The organism is Streptomyces sp. SLBN-31 (assembly GCF_006715395.1).
Taxonomy (GTDB): domain Bacteria; phylum Actinomycetota; class Actinomycetes; order Streptomycetales; family Streptomycetaceae; genus Streptomyces.
Window position 1 is genome coordinate 4,033,651 of record NZ_VFNC01000001.1, and the last position, 16,142, is coordinate 4,049,792.

The following is a 16,142-nucleotide window of genomic DNA, read 5'->3' on the forward strand; positions in this document are numbered from 1 at the left end:
TGGAGGTCGCACATGAACGACAACCTGACAGCCGCCCCCACCCCCGCCGCCCCCGCGGTCCGGCGGACTGCGGATGGCCCGTGTCTTCCCGCGGACGGTGCGGCGCGGGCCCAGCACGTGGAGGATCTGCTGGGGGATCCCTTCGCCGAGGACAACCCGCACGGCCAGCGGGCGCTGCTGGCCGCCGACGAGCGGCGTCAGGCGCCCGCGGCCACCGAGGACCTCCTTCAGCGTTTCGGCCTGGGTGCGGAGTTCGTGCCCGCGTTGCTGGGCGGCCGCCTCACCGGCGTGGAGGACCTGGCGCAGGTACTGCGCCCGGTCTTCCGCCGGGACGTCGCGCTCGGCTTCGGCGCCGGGATGACCGCCCTGTTCGCCGCGTCCGTGGTGTGGACGGCGGGCGATGGCCGTCAGCGCCGCGACACCGCCCGGCGCCTGCTTCAGGACGGCCGGATCACCATCCTGCACCGCGAGTTCGTGCACGCCAACGCCATCCTGCGCGGCGAGTACAGCGCCCGCCCCGCACCCGGCGGCGGGTTTGTGGTGGACGGCCGCAAGGACGTCGTCATCAACGCCGACCGCGCCGACGCCTTCGTCGCCTACGTGCGCACCGCCGACGGCGACGGCCCCGACAGCCACTCGGTGTTCCTGCTTCAAACCGACCGGCTCCCCTCCCATGCCGTGCACCGGCTGCCGCGCGTGCGCACCCACGGCATGCGCGGCGCCCACTACGCCGGACTGGACCTTGTCCAGTGCCCGGTGCCCCCCGACGCCCTCATCGGCCAGCTGGGGGAGGGCATCCACCTGTCCCTGCGCACCTTCCAGGTCAGCCGGGCCCTGGTGGCCGGCGGCGCCCTGGTCGCCGGGATGGACAGCGCCCTGCGCTACGCCGTGCGCGCGCTGGGCGACTCGCGCCGCGGGCTGGTGCTGGGCGGGCGCCGCGGCCGGGTCCTGGCCGGTGTCTTCGCCGACCTGCTGGCCTGCGACAGCCTCGCCGTCGCCGGGCTGCGCCTGCTCGACCTGGCCCCCGAGTACGCCCTCATTCCCTCGGCCGCGGTCAAGTACGCCGTCTCCGCGCTGCTGCACGAGGACCTCGACGAACTCGCCGCGGTGCTCGGCGCCCGCGGCTACGACCGCGGCCCCGCCTACGGCGGCTTCCAAAAACTCGTGCGCGACCTGCCGGTGGCCGGCCTCGGCCACGCAGGCACCGCCGACACCCAGGCCGTGCTCGTGCCCCACCTGCACACCCTGGGCCACGCCGCCCGCCGGGGCGCGCCCTGGCAGGAAGCCCCCGCCGCCCTGTTCACCCCCGGCGCCCCCGGCGCCCCGGAGTCCGCGTTCGACTTCCGGCGGCTCAACGCCGAGCCCCGCGATCCCCACCACGCCTGCGACGGGCTGCTCGCCGCGCTGCTCGGCGCCGCCGCCCGCCTCGAGGGCAAACGTGATCGCGGCCCGCGCTGGGCGGCGCTGGCCGACCTCGGCCGGGCTCTGGCCGCCGAGGTGCACCACCTCACCCAGCGGTGCGCCGCCCTCGCCGGACGCCCGGAGAACACAGGGCCCTCCCCGGCCGCCTACGTCCTCGTCGACCGCTACTGCCTGCTGCTGGCCGCCGCCTCCTGCCTGGCCGTCTGCGAGAACGCCGCCCCCCACGCCCCGCACGGCGCCCTGCTGGCCGAACCCGACTGGGCGCTGCTGGCCCTGACCCGCTTCGCCCGCCGTCTGGGCCTGGAGGTGCCCGACGTGCCGGACGGCGTCATCCCGGACCTGGCCGCCGCACTGGTGGACCGCTACCGGCACGGGCACAGCTTCGACCTGTACGCCATGCGGCTCGCGTGATGCCCCACCTCGACAGAAACGATTCTGCCCGCCAGGGCGCGGCCCGCGCCCCCCAGCACAGCGGCGGACCGCAACGAGCAGACAAGGAGACCGACGCCGTGCACCCCGGTGAGCCCCCGCACCTGCGCGAGGACCGTGTCACCGACGACATCGACGCCCGCGACACCGCCGGCGTCCTGGCCGCCCTGCACCACCTGAGCGCCCTGGGCACCGTCGCCACCGCGCGCGGCTGCGCCGTCGCCCCGCCCGTGCACATCCCCCGCCCCGACAGCTCCTGGCTCAAGGTCAGGGAGAACCTCCTGGACCGCGGGGCCACGATGGCGTACGCGACCTGGACCGAATGGCTGCCCGCGGTCCTGACCACCACGCGGCTCAGGCCGCTGCTGGGCCGCGACCTCAGCCGCTACGAACGCACCCACGACCCCGCGGTCCGCTGCCGCTTCGCCGCCTCCCGGCTGCTGATCAAATACACCGCGGCGGCCGCGCTGGGCATCGCGGCCGAGGACATCGACATCGCCTACCGGCTCGGCGGCCGCCCCTACCTGCGCGGCCTGGACCAGGTCGAGGTGGGCCTGACCCACACCGGGGAGCTGATGGCCGTGGGCATCAGCCGCACCGGCCGGATGGGCCTGGACGCCGAACGCGCCGACCGCCGCTTCGATGTGGACCTGATGCGCCGCCAGATGTGCACCCCCGCCGAGGCCGCGGAACTCGACGCCCTGCCCGCCCACCAGCGCCCCGCATGCCTGCTGCGCCTGTGGACCCTGAAGGAGGCCTACACCAAAGCCCTCGGGCAGGGCATGCGACTGCCCTTCACCGAGTTCGGCTTCGGCCTCACCCTCGGCGGCCTGCGCACCCCCGACGGCCGGGCGGCCCTCGGCGACGAATGGGCCTTCGCCACCTACCCGGTCCTTGGCCGCTACCTCATCAGCGCCGCCTGCCACGACGCCGGACTCGACCCCGCCGCAGACACCTCGGTCGGCACCATGCTGGACCGCCGGCTGCTCACCGCGATGACACCACCCCCACACAACGACCCCCCGGCCGTGGACATCTGACTGTGCTCTTCGGGAGGTGGGTTCCACGAAGCCATCGCCCCGCCGGGTACTGCGGCAGGGTGTCGCGTGGTGGCCGGCGGTTGGGGCGAAGGTGAGGCGGGAGGCGGCAGCCGCCGCCGGACGTGCGGGCACCCGCACCCCCACCGAACGGCCGGCCCCACCGCCGCACGGGGCCCGGCCCTGGCACACCCGCAGCCGGCCACCCGCCGCGCAGCGACGAGGGCCAGGACCACGGCGACCAACCACCCAGGCGGGTGCGGCAGCACCCCCACCCCGGCGCACCCTGACCGCGGGCGTCAGCGGCGGACCAGCACCGCGTGCGTGACCGTCGGCGAGCCGAGCAGCTCCGACACCCGGTAGCCGTCGATCCCGCCGCCCAGATGGTCCAGCAATCGCTCCCCGCGCCCGATGAGCACCGGCGCGATCACCAGGTGGAGCTCGTCGATCAGGCGGGCCCGCAGATACTGCTGGATGATGGCCGCGCCGCCGCCGATCCGGACGTCTTTGCCGCCCGCGGCGTCGAACGCGCGCTGCAGCACCGTCTTGAGCGGCTCGTCGGTGAAGTGGAAGGTCGTGTTGCCTGCCATCTCAAGCGTCGGGCGCAGATGGTGGGTGTGCACGAAAACGTCGTGGTGGTAGGGCGGGTTGTCGCCCCACCAGCCCTGCCAGGACTCGTCCTGCCACGGCCCGCGCTGCGGCCCGAACATGTTCCGCCCCATGATCGTGGCGCCGATGTTCTGATCCCCGCGGGTGAAGTAGTCGACATCGATTCCGCTCCTGCCCGCGGCCGAATCCTGCGCCGCGGAGACGAACCAACTGTGCAGATCCTCACCCCAGCCGACACCGTCGCCGAACGGGGCGTCCAGTCGCTGGTTCGGGCCGGCCGCGAAGCCGTCCAGGGAGATCGTGACGTTGTGTACGCGGACCTTGGGCATGGCCTTCGCCTCTCGTGCTGATGGCCTTGTGTCACCCCTTGCGTCGAACAGAGCCTGCCGGGATCGACATCCCCGCGCCCGTTGTTTCCGCGTGCCCTACCGGTGCCCGGCACCGCGGGCCCTGGCGCCGAGCACGCGGCGCGGGCGGGGCGACGCCGGCGAGCAGCCGGCCCGCGCTGCCAAGACCGTCGTGCCCCGTCCTGCGGGCAGGGGCTGTCGTCGCACACCGGGACTGTTCCCTCAAAAGGCGCCAGTCGGCGTGGCGCCCACCTCATGCGACAGCACATCTGGCCCCCGCACCACCAGGCCGGCCGCCCGGCGCCCTGGTGGGCCGGGCCCCGGCGGGCGGTGCGGGCCCGCCCGCCCTACGGCACCGGGCGGTCCGAGCGCGTCAGTCGCCGTGGTAGAGGCGCACTGGATCGATCAGCTGGATGGTGGGGTCGTTCTCGGTGAGGTGGCGCAGTTCGTCTGTGAAGCCTGTGCCGCTGTAGCACTGCAGCCGGGTGGCGTCGGTGGCGGTGCCGCGCGCGGTGAGCAGAGCACGGATGTGCTGGAGGCGTTCGAGGTGGCTCTTTCCCATGACGTCGTTCCATTTGGCTTCGCCGATGGCGAGCAGGGTTTCGCGGCCGCTGTCGCTCTCGCCATGGACCGCGACGTCGACTTCGTGGCTGGTCTTCGCGGCAGGATCGTTGACGGTCCCGCTGGCGACCCTTGTGACCTGCCCGCCGTGGGTGGCGGCGGACGCGTGCCAGCGGGCCCATTCGCGGCAGACCTGTTCGAAGTGCGGGCCGACGACCTTGCTGCGGAAGGTGGACTGGGCGCGGTGCCAGACGGCGGGGGCGCGTCCGGGGCGTTCCAGATCGCCCCAGGCGGGGCGCATGACTGAGTGGTAGAAGGCGATGAGGGGTTCGGCGATGCGGTAGGCGGAGCGGTTGCGGCGGAAGGCGTCAGCCTCGTGAGTGATCATGCCGACGTCCTGGAGGACGCTGAGGGGGTGGGCGAGGTCGGTGGACTTGCGGCCGAGGAAGTCGGCGATGCCGCCGCGTGCGGCGTTTCCGGCGGCGATGGCGGCCAGGACGGAGTGATAGAGCGCGGTGTCGTGAAGTTCGGGTTCCTCTGCGAGCAGGTAGCGGGCCTCGCGGAAGAGCGGACGGGCGGGATTGAGGACGGCGCGGGTGACCCAGGCGTCGAAGTCGTCGGGCCCGGCGGGGATGTCGCCCTGGGTGAACTCGCGGCGGTAGGCGGGGGTGCCGCCGACGATGGCGTGGGTGAGCAGTGCGGTGCGCGGGTCGGTGATCTCCCAGAACTCGGCGGCGAGGCGGAAGTCCAGGGTGGGGACGACGAGTTCCAGGCCGGCGCGGCCGCGCAGCGGGGCGTTGCCGGCGAGGAGCTTGCCCATGAAGGACAGGGCGGAGCCGCACAGCAGGAGCCGTACGGGGGTGTTGGTGTGCTGGGCGGCGGGGTCCAGGGCGCGCTGGATGATCGAGGGAAGGGCAGGAGAGGCCTTGGCGAGGAAGGGGAACTCGTCGATGACCGCGACGGTGGGGCCGCATCTGTCGGCGATGCGCATGAGCTCGGTGATGGCCTCGTCCCAGTGAGCGAAGCGGAACGGGGTGGGCTGGTCGCGGTGGCGGGCGAGGGCTTCGCCGAACTGGCGCAGCGCGTCGGTTTCGGTGGTCTCGGTGGCGGTGAACATGAAGCCGCCGCTTGCCCGTGTGACGGCGTCCAGGAGGAAGGTCTTGCCCTGGCGGCGGCGCCCGGAGACCACGCCGAGGGTGGCGCGCGGGCCGGGCAGGGCGGCGAAGCGGGTCAGCTCGGCCCACTCGAAGTCGCGGTCGAACATCTCGGCGGGTTTGTCCACAGCACACCTCTGCATGGATAGGTGCGCTTATTATATCTGGGCTTATTCAAGAGCCCCGCAGGGTTGCCGGACGGCCATGCGGTGCCGCGGTGCCTCGGGCGGGCACCGCCGGTCACCTCCAGGGCCCACAGGGACAGCGCCAGGTCCCTGCGCGCGCGTCTCGTGGCGGCAGTCGGCCGCACGCTCTGGGTCCGGCTCGACGACGTACTGCTCCACCAGGGCACATGAGGCGTCCTTCCCGGCCGGCTTTTAGGCCCGGCGCGGGGGCTCTCCCTCGGTGAACAGCACCCGGAACGACAGTGCGCTCATGCGCCACCCGTCGGGGGTCCTGCGGGCCTCGCCGAAGGCGAGCGTGCCCGCGCGGAACAGGGCCGGCCCCTGCCCACCGGGATGGTTCACGTGCGTGGTCAGCACGTGGGCGCGGAAGACGGCACGCTCGCCGTCGATGTCGACCACCGGCGGCGAGCCCAGGTGCTGGGTGCGGGTGAAGGCCGCCAGGGAGGCTTGGTGCCAGGCGGCCAGCCCGGCGCGCCCGGTGTGGGCGCTCATCGGGAAGGTGACGACCGCGTCCTCGGTGAACAGGCTCCGGGCCCAGGCGTCGTCGAGTTCCCCGTCGTCGAGAGCGATCAGATAACGGCCCAGCAGGTCCCCGACCACGGCGGCCTCGACGAAGCCGGCGGCCGCGCCCGGGGCGGCGAGATGGTTGGAAGTCACCGCCCGAGCATGGTGCCGTCCGCGCCTGCCAAACCAGGTTCCTGTCAAAGATCTGACATTGCCGGCAGAGTTCTGTAACGGATTGCATAAAGCCTGTACCGCATTGTCTTTACCGTTCTTCCGTGGCCCGGCAATACTCGTCGAATACCAGTCGGGAGAGGGCGGATGAATACCTTTGACGCGGACGTGATCGTGGTCGGAGCAGGTCCCACCGGACTCATGCTCGCAGGCGAGTTGAGTCTCAATGGAGTCTCGGTCCTGGTCGTCGACCGGCTTGCCGAGCCCATCAGGGAATCCCGTGCCCTCGGCTTTTCCGCGCGCACGATCGAGGAATTCGCGCAGCGTGGACTTCTTTCCCGGCTCGGTGACGTCGACGTCATTCCCTTCGGTCATTTCGGCGGTGTGCCGCTGGACTACCGCGTCCTTGAGGGCGGCTCCTACGGCGCCCGCGGCATCCCCCAGGCACGGACCGAGGCCATGCTCGCCGGCTGGATCGCCGAACGCGGCGTCGCCGTGCGCCGCGGCATCGAGGTCACCGGCCTCACGCAGGACGAGGACGCAGTGACCGTCCACACCGCCGACGGGGACGCCGCCGGTGTGCTGCGGGCCCGCTACGTGGTGGGCTGCGACGGCGCCCGCAGCGTGGTGCGCACCGCCGCGGGCATCGATTTCCCCGGCACCGCGCCCACCGTCGAGCTGCGCTTCGCCGACATCACCGGCGTGCAATTGCGCCCGCGGTTCAGTGGGGAGCCGGTGCCCGGCGGCATGGTCATGGTGCTGCCGCTGGGCCCGGACCGCTCCCGTGTCATCTACTACGACCGGGCCCAGCCGCTGCGCACCACCCCCGGCCCGATCACCTTCGCCGAGGTCGCCGAGGCCTTCGGACGGCTGTCGGGCGAGGACATCAGCGGCGCCACACCGCTGTGGGTGTCCTCCACCACCGACGTCAGCCGCCAGGCCGCTCAGTATCGCAGCGGCCGGGTCTTCGTCGCCGGGGACGCCGCCCACATCCACCTGCCCATCGGCGCCCAGGGCATGAGCGCCGGCATCCAGGACGCGGTCAACCTCGGCTGGAAACTCGCCCTGGCCCTCAAGGGCCACACAGGCGAGCAGCTGCTGGACACCTACCACGGCGAGCGGCACCCGGTCGGCGCCCGCATCCTGGCCAACACCCTTGCCCAGCGCACCCTCTACCTCGGCGGCGCTGAAGTCGACCCGCTGCGCCAGGTGTTCGGCGAGCTGGTGCGGCACGAGGAGGTGCAGCGCCACCTGGTGGGCATGGTCACCGGGCTCGACATCCGCCACGACGTCGGCGGCGAGGGCCATCGGCTGCTCGGCCGCCGCCTGCCCGACCACCAGGTCACCCGCGACGGCGTCAAGCAGAGCGTCCTGGGCCTGCTGGCGTCCGGGCGCGGTCTGCTCCTCGACCTGGCCGGCAGTGCCGAACTGCGCGCCGCGGCCCAGGGCTGGTCCGACCGGGTCGACACCGTCACGGTCCAGGAGTTTGGGGACGAGGACCTGGGTGCCGTCCTGGTCCGTCCCGACGGCTACGTCGCCTGGGTCGGCGCCGTCGGCGAGGGCCCCGGCGCCGCCGCCAGCGGCATGCCGCTGACCCGCGCGCTGACCCGCTGGTTCGGCCCCGCCCACTGACACCGGCAGCCCCGCCCCTCACCGCCCGTCCCATCCCTTAAGGAAGCGAAGAAGACCATGCCGATCATCTCCACCGAGGACAACTACCTGACCGTCCTCAACCTGTTCACCACCGACACCCCCGCCCACCAGGAGCAGCTGCTCACCGAGATGGGCAAGATCGTCGACGCGGCCAGCTACGAGGGGTGGATCTCCTCCACCGTGCACGCCGGGCAGGACAGCCCCGGCACCGCCAACCTGATCCAGTGGCGCAGCGGCGAGGACCTGCAAAAGCGCTACTCCGGCGAGGAGTTCAAGCACCGCACGCTGCCCGTCTTCCGCGAGATCACCACCGCGATCCGGCTGCTGCAGAACGAGATCGTCTTCACCCAGACCCACCCCGCCCTGGGCGGCCGGATCGAGGTCTCCCCCGAGCGCGACGACTACACCGCCATCGAGGTCTACCGGGTCGGCGAGGCCGACCAGGCCGACCTGATCAAACTCCTGGGCGAGGGCCAGAGCTGGCTGGTGGACGTGCCCGGCTACCGCTCGCACTGCGTCTTCAAGGGCCTGCGCGCCATGTTCGTCGAGGGCGCCTTCGCCGTCGTGTACTCGCAGTGGGACAGCAAGGACAGCTACGACGCCTTTCGCAACCTGCCCCACGCCCGCAAGCCCGAGCCGCGCCGCGCAGGCGACGAGCGCATCGCCGAGCTGACCGTCGAGCGCGACGCCAACACCTACCGCGTGGTGCACACCCGCGCCGCGGGCCAGTAACCCCCGCCCCCTTCGGCCGGCCCCCGAAGAAGCGGGCCGGCTGGCGCGGATCGGCCCGCCGGCAACCCGGCCGCCACCCCTTGCCAAGGAGCGAGAACTGATGCACAGCACGCTGATCGTGGCCCGTATGGCGCCCGGTGCGAGCACGGACGTCGCCCGGCTGTTCGCCGAGTTCGACGCCACGGACATGCCGCACCGCATGGGCACCCGGCGGCGCCAGCTGTTCGCCTTCAACGGCCTGTACTTCCACCTGCAGGACTTCGACACCGACAACGGCAGCGCACTGATCCAGGGCGCCAAGGACGACCCGCGCTTCGTGCAGATCAGCGAGGACCTCAAGCCGTTCATCGACCCCTACGACCCCGCGACCTGGCGTTCCCCGGCCGACGCCATGGCCCAGCGGTTCTACCGGTGGCAGGCCCCCGCCTGAACCAGCCCCCCCGCCACCCCCGCACGGGCGGCCCTCTCCCGCGACCCGCGAAGACCGTTCAGCTGGGGCCCCGCGCCCCGAGACCCAAAGGAAGCACCCCATGGCCAGCATCCAGTTCACCCTCGACGACCTGCGGCGGATCCTGCTGGAGGCCGCGGGCGCCGACGAGAGCGTCGACCTCGCCGCCGACATCCAGGACACCTCCTTCGAGGTGCTCGGATACGAGTCCATCGCCCTGCTGGAGACCGGCGGCCGCATCGAGCGCGAGTACGGCATCGTCCTGGACGACGACGACCTCAGCGAAGAGCTCACCCCGCGTGACCTGATCGACGCCGTCAACGCCCAGCTGGCCCCGGCCGGCGCCCGGGCCGCCTGAAAGGGGGGAGTACACCCATGTCCGACACCACCGCCAGGGTCGCCCTGGTCACCGGCGCGACCAGCGGCATCGGCCTGGAGACCGCCCGCCTGCTGGCCGAGCAGGGCCACCGGGTCTTCATCGGCGCCCGCGACGCCGAGACCGTCGAAGCAACCGCCAAGGCACTGCGCGAGGACGGCCTGGACGTCGACGGCCACCGGCTCGACGTCCGCGACGCCGACTCCATCGCCGAGTTCGTGCGCGCCGCCGTCGCCGCGTTCGGCACCGTCGACGTCCTCGTCAACAACGCCGGCCGCTCCGGCGGCGGCCCCACCGCCGACATCAGCGACGAGCTGTGGGACGACGTCATCGACACCAACCTCAACAGCGTCTTCCGCATGACCCGCGAGGTGCTGACCACCGGCGGCATGCGCACCAAGGACCGCGGCCGGATCATCAACATCGCCTCCACCGCCGGCAAGCAGGGCGTCGTCCTGGGCGCCCCCTACTCCGCCTCCAAGCACGGCGTCGTCGGCTTCACCAAGGCGCTCGGCAACGAACTGGCCCCCACCGGCATCACCGTCAACGCCGTCTGCCCCGGCTACGTCGAGACACCGATGGCCCAGCGGGTGCGGCAGGGCTACGCGGCCGCCTACGACACCACCGAGGACGCGATCCTGGAAAAGTTCCAGGCCAAGATCCCTCTCGGCCGCTACTCCACCCCCCAGGAGGTCGCCGGCCTGGTCGGCTACCTGGCCTCCGACACCGCCGCCTCCATCACCTCCCAGGCCCTCAACGTCTGCGGCGGCCTGGGCAACTTCTAACCCCCATCCCCGCCACCCCCCCACCCCGCCGGGCCTCACGCCCCCCGCACCCCCCGGCCCCGCCCCGCCCTGCCCCTGCCCTGCCCCGTTCCGCTGTGTTGCTGTTACGCGTACCGCGGTCCATCGAGGAGAAGCCATGACGACTCGTGAGGTCGAGCACGAGATCACCATCAGCGCGCCCGCCGCCGCCGTCTACCGTCTCCTGGCCGAGGTGACCAACTGGCCGCTGATCTTCCCGCCCACCATCTACGTCGACCGGGAGGAAACCGGCAGCGGCCAGGAGCGCATCCGCATCTGGGCCACCGCCAACAACGAGCCCAAGACCTGGACCTCGCGCCGCACCCTCGACGCCGACTCCCTGCGCATCACCTTCCGCCAGGAGGTGCCCGCGCCGCCGGTCGCCGCCATGGGCGGCACCTGGATCGTCGAACCCCTGGATGACGGCGCCTGCCGGGTGCGGCTGCTGCACGACTACCGGGCCGTCGGCGACGACCCCCACGACCTGCTGTGGATCGAGCGGGCCGTGGACAAGAACAGCCGCAGCGAACTGGCCGCGCTGAAGGAGAACGTCGAACGCGCCCACGCCGCCCAGACGCAGGAGCTGACCTTCTCCTTCACCGACACCGTGACCATCGACGGCCCGGCCAAGGACGCCTTCGCCTTCGTCAACGAGGCCGGGCTGTGGCCCGAGCGGCTGCCGCACGTGGCCCGCGTCCGCTTCACCGAAACCACCCCCGGCCTGCAGGAACTGGAGATGGACACCCGGGCCAAGGACGGCTCCACCCACACCACCAAGTCCTACCGGGTCGTCCTGGGCGAGCACCGCATCGCCTACAAGCAGGTCACCCTGCCGGCGCTGATGACCCTGCACACCGGGGTGTGGACGTTTGAGGAGACCGAGGACGGCGCGACGGCCAGCTCCCAGCACACCGTCACCCTCAACACCGACAACATCGCCCGCATCCTGGGACCTGAGGCCACTGTCGCCGACGCCCGCGCCTACGTGCACAGCGCGCTGAGCACCAACAGCCTGGCCACCCTGGGCCACGCCAAGGCGTACGCGGAGCGGAACCGCTGACATGGCCGCCCCGCACCCGCAGCACCGGGCGCCGCACGCCGGGCCCGCGAAGACGGTCGACACCCAGGTGATCGTCGTCGGCGCGGGCCCCGTCGGCCTGCTGCTGGCCGGTGAACTGGCCCTGCGCGGCATCCGGGTGACCCTCATCGAGCGCCGCCACGGCCCCGACACCGCCTCCCGCGCCTCCACCCTGCACGCCCGCACCATGGAAGTCCTCGACAGCCGCGGCCTGCTCGCCGACCTCGGCCGGCCGCCGTGCGAGGTGCGCGGCCACTTCGGCGGCATCCCCCTGGATTTGACTCTGCCCGGCCCCTACCCCGGCCAGTGGAAGGTGGCGCAGACCAAGACCGAGGCCGTCCTGGAGGAGTGGGCCCTTGGCCTGGGCGCCGACCTCAAGTGCGGGCACACCCTGCACGCCGTGGACGACCGCGGCTCCCACGTCGAAGCGGCCGCCACCTCCCGCCACGGCACCCGCCTCATGCTGCGCGCCGACTACCTGGTGGCCTGCGACGGCCAGGACTCCACCGTGCGCGCCCTGACGAAGGCCGACTTCCCCGGCACGCCGGCCGCCCGGGAACTGCTGCGCGCCGACGTGCAAGGCCTGAACATCCCTAACCGGCGCTTCGAGCGCCTGCCGGGCGGCTTCGCCGTCGCCGCCCGCAACCCCGCCGGCGTCACCCGGGTGATGGTCCACGCCTTCGGCACCACGGTCCGCGAACACCCCGGCGAGCCGCACTACGACGAGGTCGCCGCCGCCTGGAAGCAGGTGACCGGCGAGGACATCACCGCCGGCACCCCGCTGTGGGTCAACCGCTTCGACGACGAAAACCGGATCCTGACCCACTACCGGCACGGCCGGATCCTGTTCGCCGGGGACGCCGCCCACCGCCAGATGCCCATCAGCGGCCAGGCCCTCAACCTGGGCCTGCAGGACGCCTACAACCTCGGCTGGAAACTCGCCGCCGCCGTCGACCGCACCGCCCCCGCCGGCCTGCTGGACAGCTACGACAGCGAACGCGCCGCGGTGGGCGCCGCCGTCCTGGGTAACATCCGCGCCCAGGCCCTGCTGTTGTTGGGCGGCCCCGAGATCGAGCCGCTGCGCACGGTCCTGGCCGAACTCATCGCGCACGAGGCCGTGCGCGCCCGCCTCGCCGCCATGATCAGCGGCCTCGACATCCGCTACGACGTCGGCGGCCCCGAGCACCCGCTGCACGGGATGCGCCTGCCGCCCACCGGCCTGCGCACCGGCGCGGCCCGCTGCACCACGGCCGACCTGCTGCGTTCGGGACGCGGACTGCTGCTGGCCCTGGACGGGCCGCCACCGCCCATGGGCACAGCCCTGGCCGACCGCATCGACACCGTCACCGCCCAGACAGAGCCCGGCTCACCCCTGAATGCCGGCGCCGTCCTGGTCCGGCCCGACGGCTACGTCGCCTGGGCGGGCGCAGAAGACGGCGCCGGGCTCGCCGAGGCCGTCCAGCGCTGGTTCGGATCCCCCTGACAACCGCCCCCGGCCCGCGCGGCCCGCCCCGACTGCGCCACCCCCCGCCGTAACCGAGCCCGGTTTTGCTGACTGAGAGGGATCCCACGCCATGCAGGACATCACGATGGACGCCGACGTCATCGTCGTCGGCGCAGGCCCGACCGGACTGATGCTCGCGGGTGAACTCCGCCTGGGCGGGGCCGAGGTGATCGTGCTGGACAAGCTGGCCGAGCCCACCGGCCAGTCCCGCGGGCTGGGCTTCACCGCCCGCGCCATGGAGGTCTTCGACCAGCGCGGGATCCTGCCCCGCTTCGGGCAGGGCGAGAGCCTGGCGGTCAGCGACGTCGGCCACTTCGGCGGCGTCCAGTTCGACTTCACCGCCCTTGAGGGCGCCCACTTCGGCGCCCGCGGCATCCCGCAGAGCCAGACCGAGGCGGTCCTGGCCGGATGGGCGGCCGATCTCGGCGCCGACATCCGCCACGGTCACGAGGTCCTCGCCCTCGACGAAGGCTTCCTCGACGGCGACCACGCCGAGATCACCGTCGTCACCCCCGACGGCGTACGGCGGATGCGCGCCCGCTACCTGGTGGGCTGCGACGGCGGCAAGAGCACCGTGCGCAAACTCGCCGGCATCGACTTCCCCGGCACCGAGGCGACCCGCGCGATGTTCCTCGCCGACATCACCGGCGTCGACCTCAAGCCCCGCTACCTCGGCGAGACCCTGCCAGGCGGCATGGTGATGGCCGCCCCCCTCAAAGAGGGCGTGCACCGCATCATCGTCTGCCCGCACGGCGCCGCCGCCCGCAGCGCCGAGGACACCGTCACCTTCGCAGAGGTCGCCAAGGCGTGGGAGCACATCACGGGTGAGGACATCAGCGGCGGCGGCGCCGAGTGGGTCAGCTTCTTCAGCGACGCCACCCGCCAGGCCGCCGACTACCGGCGCGGCCGGGTGCTGCTGGCCGGGGACGCCGCCCACATCCACCTGCCCGCCGGCGGGCAGGGATTGAGCACCGGCGTGCAGGACGCCGCCAACCTCGGCTTCAAACTCGCCGCCGTCGCCACCGGCCGCGCGGATGAGGCGCTGCTGGACACCTACCACGCCGAACGCCACCCGGTGGGCCGCCGCCTGCTGATGAACACCCGCGCCCAGGGCCTGGTCTTCCTCGGCGGCGAGAAGGCCGAACCGCTGCGCAGCATCCTCACCGAACTCACCGGCCACCATGTCGTGCGCCGCCACCTGGCGGGCATCGTCTCCCACCTCGACATCCGCTACGACCTCACCGAGGGCGAGGAAACGGGGGAGGGGGCGCATCCGCTGCTGGGGCGCCGCCTGCCCAAGACCGTGCTGAGCGCTCCCGAGGGCGCCACCGACACCTTCCGGCTGCTGCACGCCGGCCGCGGCGTCCTGCTCGACCTCACCGGCGACGCCCGCCTGCGCCAGGTTGCGGCCGCCTGGACCGGCCGCGTCGACACCGTCACCGCCACCCCGGCCGACCGCGACACGCTCTTCGCGGGCGCGGCGGCCGTCCTGGTCCGCCCCGACGGCCACGTCGCCTGGACCGGCTCCGGCACCACCGACGGCCTTCAGACCGCCCTCACCCGCTGGTTCGGCACCCCCGCCGCGCACTGAACCCACACGCGCTCGGCACACGGAGAAAGAAAGGGGGCCGCGAGGCCGGCGCCATGCCCGGGTATCAGATTCCCTGAGAACATCAGTTCATGAAGACGATGACCGCCACCGAAGCATCACGGAACTTCGCCTCCGTGCTGGACCGTGCGGAACGTGGGGAAACCATCGTGATCACCCGAGGAGGCAAGCGTCTGGCCGTGCTCGCTCCCGCGCCCGAGGCCACGGGACGGGCGGTGAAGGACGCTCTCCTGCGTCATCTCGGGACCCTCGACGATGCCTTCGAGGACGACGTGACGGCCACCCGTGACCTGCCGACGCTGGACGATCGGTGGAGCAATTGATCCTGGACACCGGCGTGCTTTCCAGGGGAAATGGCGGACGGCGTCAACCGGGTCGCCCGCCAGTCCTTCATCGATACCGTCCTCGCCACCATCCCGGTCGAGGAATACACCGTGGACGTGGCCCGCGCACATGCCCGGCTGCTCGCGCAGTCCGCCGAGCCGGCCAGCCCCGAGGTGCCCACGACCTGATCATCGCGGCCACCGCGCTGCACCGCTCGCACCGTGGTCACCCACGACAAGCGGGCCCGCTTCGACGACCTTCCCGGCGTTCGGGTACGTCAGTTGTGACGGGTCCTGGACGACAGCTGTGATGCGCATGCATGGGGTCGGTCATCCCACGATGCAGAAGGGCGTGGGAGTCCGCGCGGCCGCAGCCGCGCAAGAAACTCACGCCCCGGCCGACCCGTCTTATGTTTGGTTCATGCCTATGAAGCGGACCACCGTCTACGCGGATCCGGAAGACCTCGCCATCATCAAGGAGGCCGCGAAACGGCGCGGCATCAGCGAAGCCGAGATCATCCGTCAGGGCATTCACCTTGCGGCCATGGCCAACCGTGTCTGGGACGAACCTCTCTTCTCCCGCACCTTCGAAGGATCTGGTCGCACCGCCCGGCAGGGATGAGGCGCGCGCTACCGTCGCCGACGCTGTGCGGTGCGAGACCCCGGCCCGGGACAGCTGCCTGATCATCGTCATCGCAGACATGTCCGGCCTGCCGAGATCGATCACGTCGCCACTGGTGACATCGCCCGTGACGCGGCACTCAGCGCGGTCGACAACATCCGGCACCGGATGCGGCGAGGTCGTATCGTCCTTTCCGAGAACACGGAGCACCACCTGGGTGGCGCCCGGTCGGTGCGCGCCCGCTATCGCGACCTGGACCTGGATCTCGCAGATGCGGTGAACGTGGCCCCTGCCGCCGAGTACGACACCGACGCTGTGCTCAATCCCTGACCGTCGCGACTTGCGGGCCGTGCGCCCGCTCGGCCAACGCGCCTCCTGGCTCGTGCGGCGAGATTCCGGCGCGCCGTCCGGGACGAGTAACTCCGTGATCCCTCGACGGACGCCGATAGCAGCGTGGGGAGCAGCCCGTCCATCGGACGGGCTGCTCCCCACACCTGCATCAGGTGGGTACACCGAGCAGGGCGACCGGCGTTCCCCGCTGCGGCCGGGGCAGGGCGCACCGCAGCGAGAACAGC

16 protein-coding genes and 1 pseudogene are annotated in these 16,142 nt (G+C 72.2%); 14 read left to right on the forward strand and 3 right to left on the reverse strand.

Features of this window, described 5'->3' with window-relative positions; all coding sequences use genetic code 11:
• Window positions 1-12 precede the first annotated feature (12 nt).
• The gene (locus FBY22_RS18775) at window positions 13-1,833 is read left to right on the forward strand and encodes an acyl-CoA dehydrogenase (RefSeq protein ID WP_142146952.1); all 1,821 of its coding nucleotides are present in this window, start codon (window positions 13-15) and stop codon (window positions 1,831-1,833) included.
• A 98-nt stretch (window positions 1,834-1,931) separates the two neighbouring features.
• The gene (locus tag FBY22_RS18780; RefSeq protein WP_260844927.1) at window positions 1,932-2,891 is read left to right on the forward strand and encodes a 4'-phosphopantetheinyl transferase superfamily protein; all 960 of its coding nucleotides are present in this window, start codon (window positions 1,932-1,934) and stop codon (window positions 2,889-2,891) included.
• A gap of 296 nt (window positions 2,892-3,187) precedes the next feature.
• Here the strand turns inward: FBY22_RS18780 and FBY22_RS18785 are convergent, their stop codons facing one another.
• From FBY22_RS18785 to FBY22_RS18795, 3 genes are all read right to left on the reverse strand, one after another.
• Window positions 3,188-3,826 (reverse strand): dihydrofolate reductase family protein, encoded by a 639-nt coding sequence (locus tag FBY22_RS18785; protein ID WP_142146954.1) that lies wholly within the window; start codon window positions 3,824-3,826, stop codon window positions 3,188-3,190.
• Between the two features lie 391 nt (window positions 3,827-4,217).
• Window positions 4,218-5,669 carry an ATP-binding protein gene (locus FBY22_RS18790; RefSeq protein WP_142147794.1) on the reverse strand — a complete coding sequence of 484 codons (1,452 nt, stop codon included), beginning with the start codon at window positions 5,667-5,669 and terminating at the stop codon, window positions 4,218-4,220.
• A gap of 267 nt (window positions 5,670-5,936) precedes the next feature.
• Window positions 5,937-6,401, reverse strand: a complete 465-nt coding sequence (locus FBY22_RS18795) for a nuclear transport factor 2 family protein (RefSeq protein WP_142146956.1) — start codon at window positions 6,399-6,401, stop codon at window positions 5,937-5,939.
• A gap of 165 nt (window positions 6,402-6,566) precedes the next feature.
• On the opposite strand from FBY22_RS18795, the gene FBY22_RS18800 reads away from it, so the two are divergent.
• From FBY22_RS18800 to FBY22_RS18855, 12 genes and pseudogenes are all read left to right on the forward strand, one after another.
• Complete coding sequence (locus FBY22_RS18800) at window positions 6,567-8,051, forward strand: FAD-dependent monooxygenase (RefSeq protein ID WP_142146958.1); 1,485 nt, start codon at window positions 6,567-6,569, stop codon at window positions 8,049-8,051.
• Window positions 8,052-8,108: 57 nt separating this feature from the next.
• Window positions 8,109-8,804, forward strand: a complete 696-nt coding sequence (locus FBY22_RS18805; RefSeq protein WP_142146960.1) for an antibiotic biosynthesis monooxygenase — start codon at window positions 8,109-8,111, stop codon at window positions 8,802-8,804.
• 100 nt (window positions 8,805-8,904) lie between these two features.
• A complete protein-coding gene (locus FBY22_RS18810) occupies window positions 8,905-9,234 on the forward strand; it encodes a TcmI family type II polyketide cyclase (protein ID WP_142146962.1) in 330 nt (109 codons plus the stop codon).
• 100 nt (window positions 9,235-9,334) lie between these two features.
• Window positions 9,335-9,610 carry an acyl carrier protein gene (locus tag FBY22_RS18815; RefSeq protein ID WP_058920580.1) on the forward strand — a complete coding sequence of 92 codons (276 nt, stop codon included), beginning with the start codon at window positions 9,335-9,337 and terminating at the stop codon, window positions 9,608-9,610.
• Window positions 9,611-9,627: 17 nt separating this feature from the next.
• A complete protein-coding gene (gene fabG, locus FBY22_RS18820; RefSeq protein ID WP_142146964.1) occupies window positions 9,628-10,413 on the forward strand; it encodes a 3-oxoacyl-ACP reductase FabG in 786 nt (261 codons plus the stop codon).
• Window positions 10,414-10,549: 136 nt separating this feature from the next.
• Window positions 10,550-11,491, forward strand: a complete 942-nt coding sequence (locus tag FBY22_RS18825; protein WP_142146966.1) for an aromatase/cyclase — start codon at window positions 10,550-10,552, stop codon at window positions 11,489-11,491.
• Between the two features lies 1 nt (window position 11,492).
• On the forward strand, window positions 11,493-12,992 hold the full coding sequence (locus FBY22_RS18830; RefSeq protein WP_142146968.1) for an FAD-dependent oxidoreductase: 1,500 nt from the start codon (window positions 11,493-11,495) through the stop codon (window positions 12,990-12,992).
• Between the two features lie 91 nt (window positions 12,993-13,083).
• Window positions 13,084-14,604 (forward strand): FAD-dependent monooxygenase, encoded by a 1,521-nt coding sequence (locus FBY22_RS18835; RefSeq protein WP_260844929.1) that lies wholly within the window; start codon window positions 13,084-13,086, stop codon window positions 14,602-14,604.
• Window positions 14,605-14,693: 89 nt separating this feature from the next.
• Window positions 14,694-14,945, forward strand: a complete 252-nt coding sequence (locus FBY22_RS18840) for a type II toxin-antitoxin system Phd/YefM family antitoxin (protein WP_142146970.1) — start codon at window positions 14,694-14,696, stop codon at window positions 14,943-14,945.
• A gap of 30 nt (window positions 14,946-14,975) precedes the next feature.
• Window positions 14,976-15,134, forward strand: coding sequence for a hypothetical protein (locus FBY22_RS45120; RefSeq protein WP_260844930.1), 159 nt, complete (start codon window positions 14,976-14,978; stop codon window positions 15,132-15,134).
• A 232-nt stretch (window positions 15,135-15,366) separates the two neighbouring features.
• Window positions 15,367-15,607 (forward strand): annotated as a pseudogene (locus FBY22_RS18850) (CopG family transcriptional regulator); the annotation flags it as partial.
• The gene (locus FBY22_RS18855) at window positions 15,598-15,897 is read left to right on the forward strand and encodes a hypothetical protein (RefSeq protein WP_186363021.1); all 300 of its coding nucleotides are present in this window, start codon (window positions 15,598-15,600) and stop codon (window positions 15,895-15,897) included. The pseudogene FBY22_RS18850 and the gene FBY22_RS18855, both read left to right, overlap by 10 nt.
• Window positions 15,898-16,142 lie beyond the last annotated feature (245 nt).

What these genes read in the sequence shown, in the direction of transcription:
- FBY22_RS18775 (WP_142146952.1), top strand. Translation starts at nt 13, where the DNA reads ATGAACGACAACCTGACAGCCGCCCCCACCCCCGCCGCCCCCGCGGTC.
- FBY22_RS18785 (WP_142146954.1), bottom strand. Translation starts at nt 3,826, where the DNA reads ATGCCCAAGGTCCGCGTACACAACGTCACGATCTCCCTGGACGGCTTC.
- FBY22_RS18790 (WP_142147794.1), bottom strand. Translation starts at nt 5,669, where the DNA reads ATGTTCGACCGCGACTTCGAGTGGGCCGAGCTGACCCGCTTCGCCGCC.
- FBY22_RS18800 (WP_142146958.1), top strand. Translation starts at nt 6,567, where the DNA reads ATGAATACCTTTGACGCGGACGTGATCGTGGTCGGAGCAGGTCCCACC.
- FBY22_RS18805 (WP_142146960.1), top strand. Translation starts at nt 8,109, where the DNA reads ATGCCGATCATCTCCACCGAGGACAACTACCTGACCGTCCTCAACCTG.
- FBY22_RS18810 (WP_142146962.1), top strand. Translation starts at nt 8,905, where the DNA reads ATGCACAGCACGCTGATCGTGGCCCGTATGGCGCCCGGTGCGAGCACG.
- FBY22_RS18815 (WP_058920580.1), top strand. Translation starts at nt 9,335, where the DNA reads ATGGCCAGCATCCAGTTCACCCTCGACGACCTGCGGCGGATCCTGCTG.
- fabG (WP_142146964.1), top strand. Translation starts at nt 9,628, where the DNA reads ATGTCCGACACCACCGCCAGGGTCGCCCTGGTCACCGGCGCGACCAGC.
- FBY22_RS18825 (WP_142146966.1), top strand. Translation starts at nt 10,550, where the DNA reads ATGACGACTCGTGAGGTCGAGCACGAGATCACCATCAGCGCGCCCGCC.
- FBY22_RS18830 (WP_142146968.1), top strand. Translation starts at nt 11,493, where the DNA reads ATGGCCGCCCCGCACCCGCAGCACCGGGCGCCGCACGCCGGGCCCGCG.
- FBY22_RS18835 (WP_260844929.1), top strand. Translation starts at nt 13,084, where the DNA reads ATGCAGGACATCACGATGGACGCCGACGTCATCGTCGTCGGCGCAGGC.
- FBY22_RS18840 (WP_142146970.1), top strand. Translation starts at nt 14,694, where the DNA reads ATGAAGACGATGACCGCCACCGAAGCATCACGGAACTTCGCCTCCGTG.
- FBY22_RS45120 (WP_260844930.1), top strand. Translation starts at nt 14,976, where the DNA reads ATGGCGGACGGCGTCAACCGGGTCGCCCGCCAGTCCTTCATCGATACC.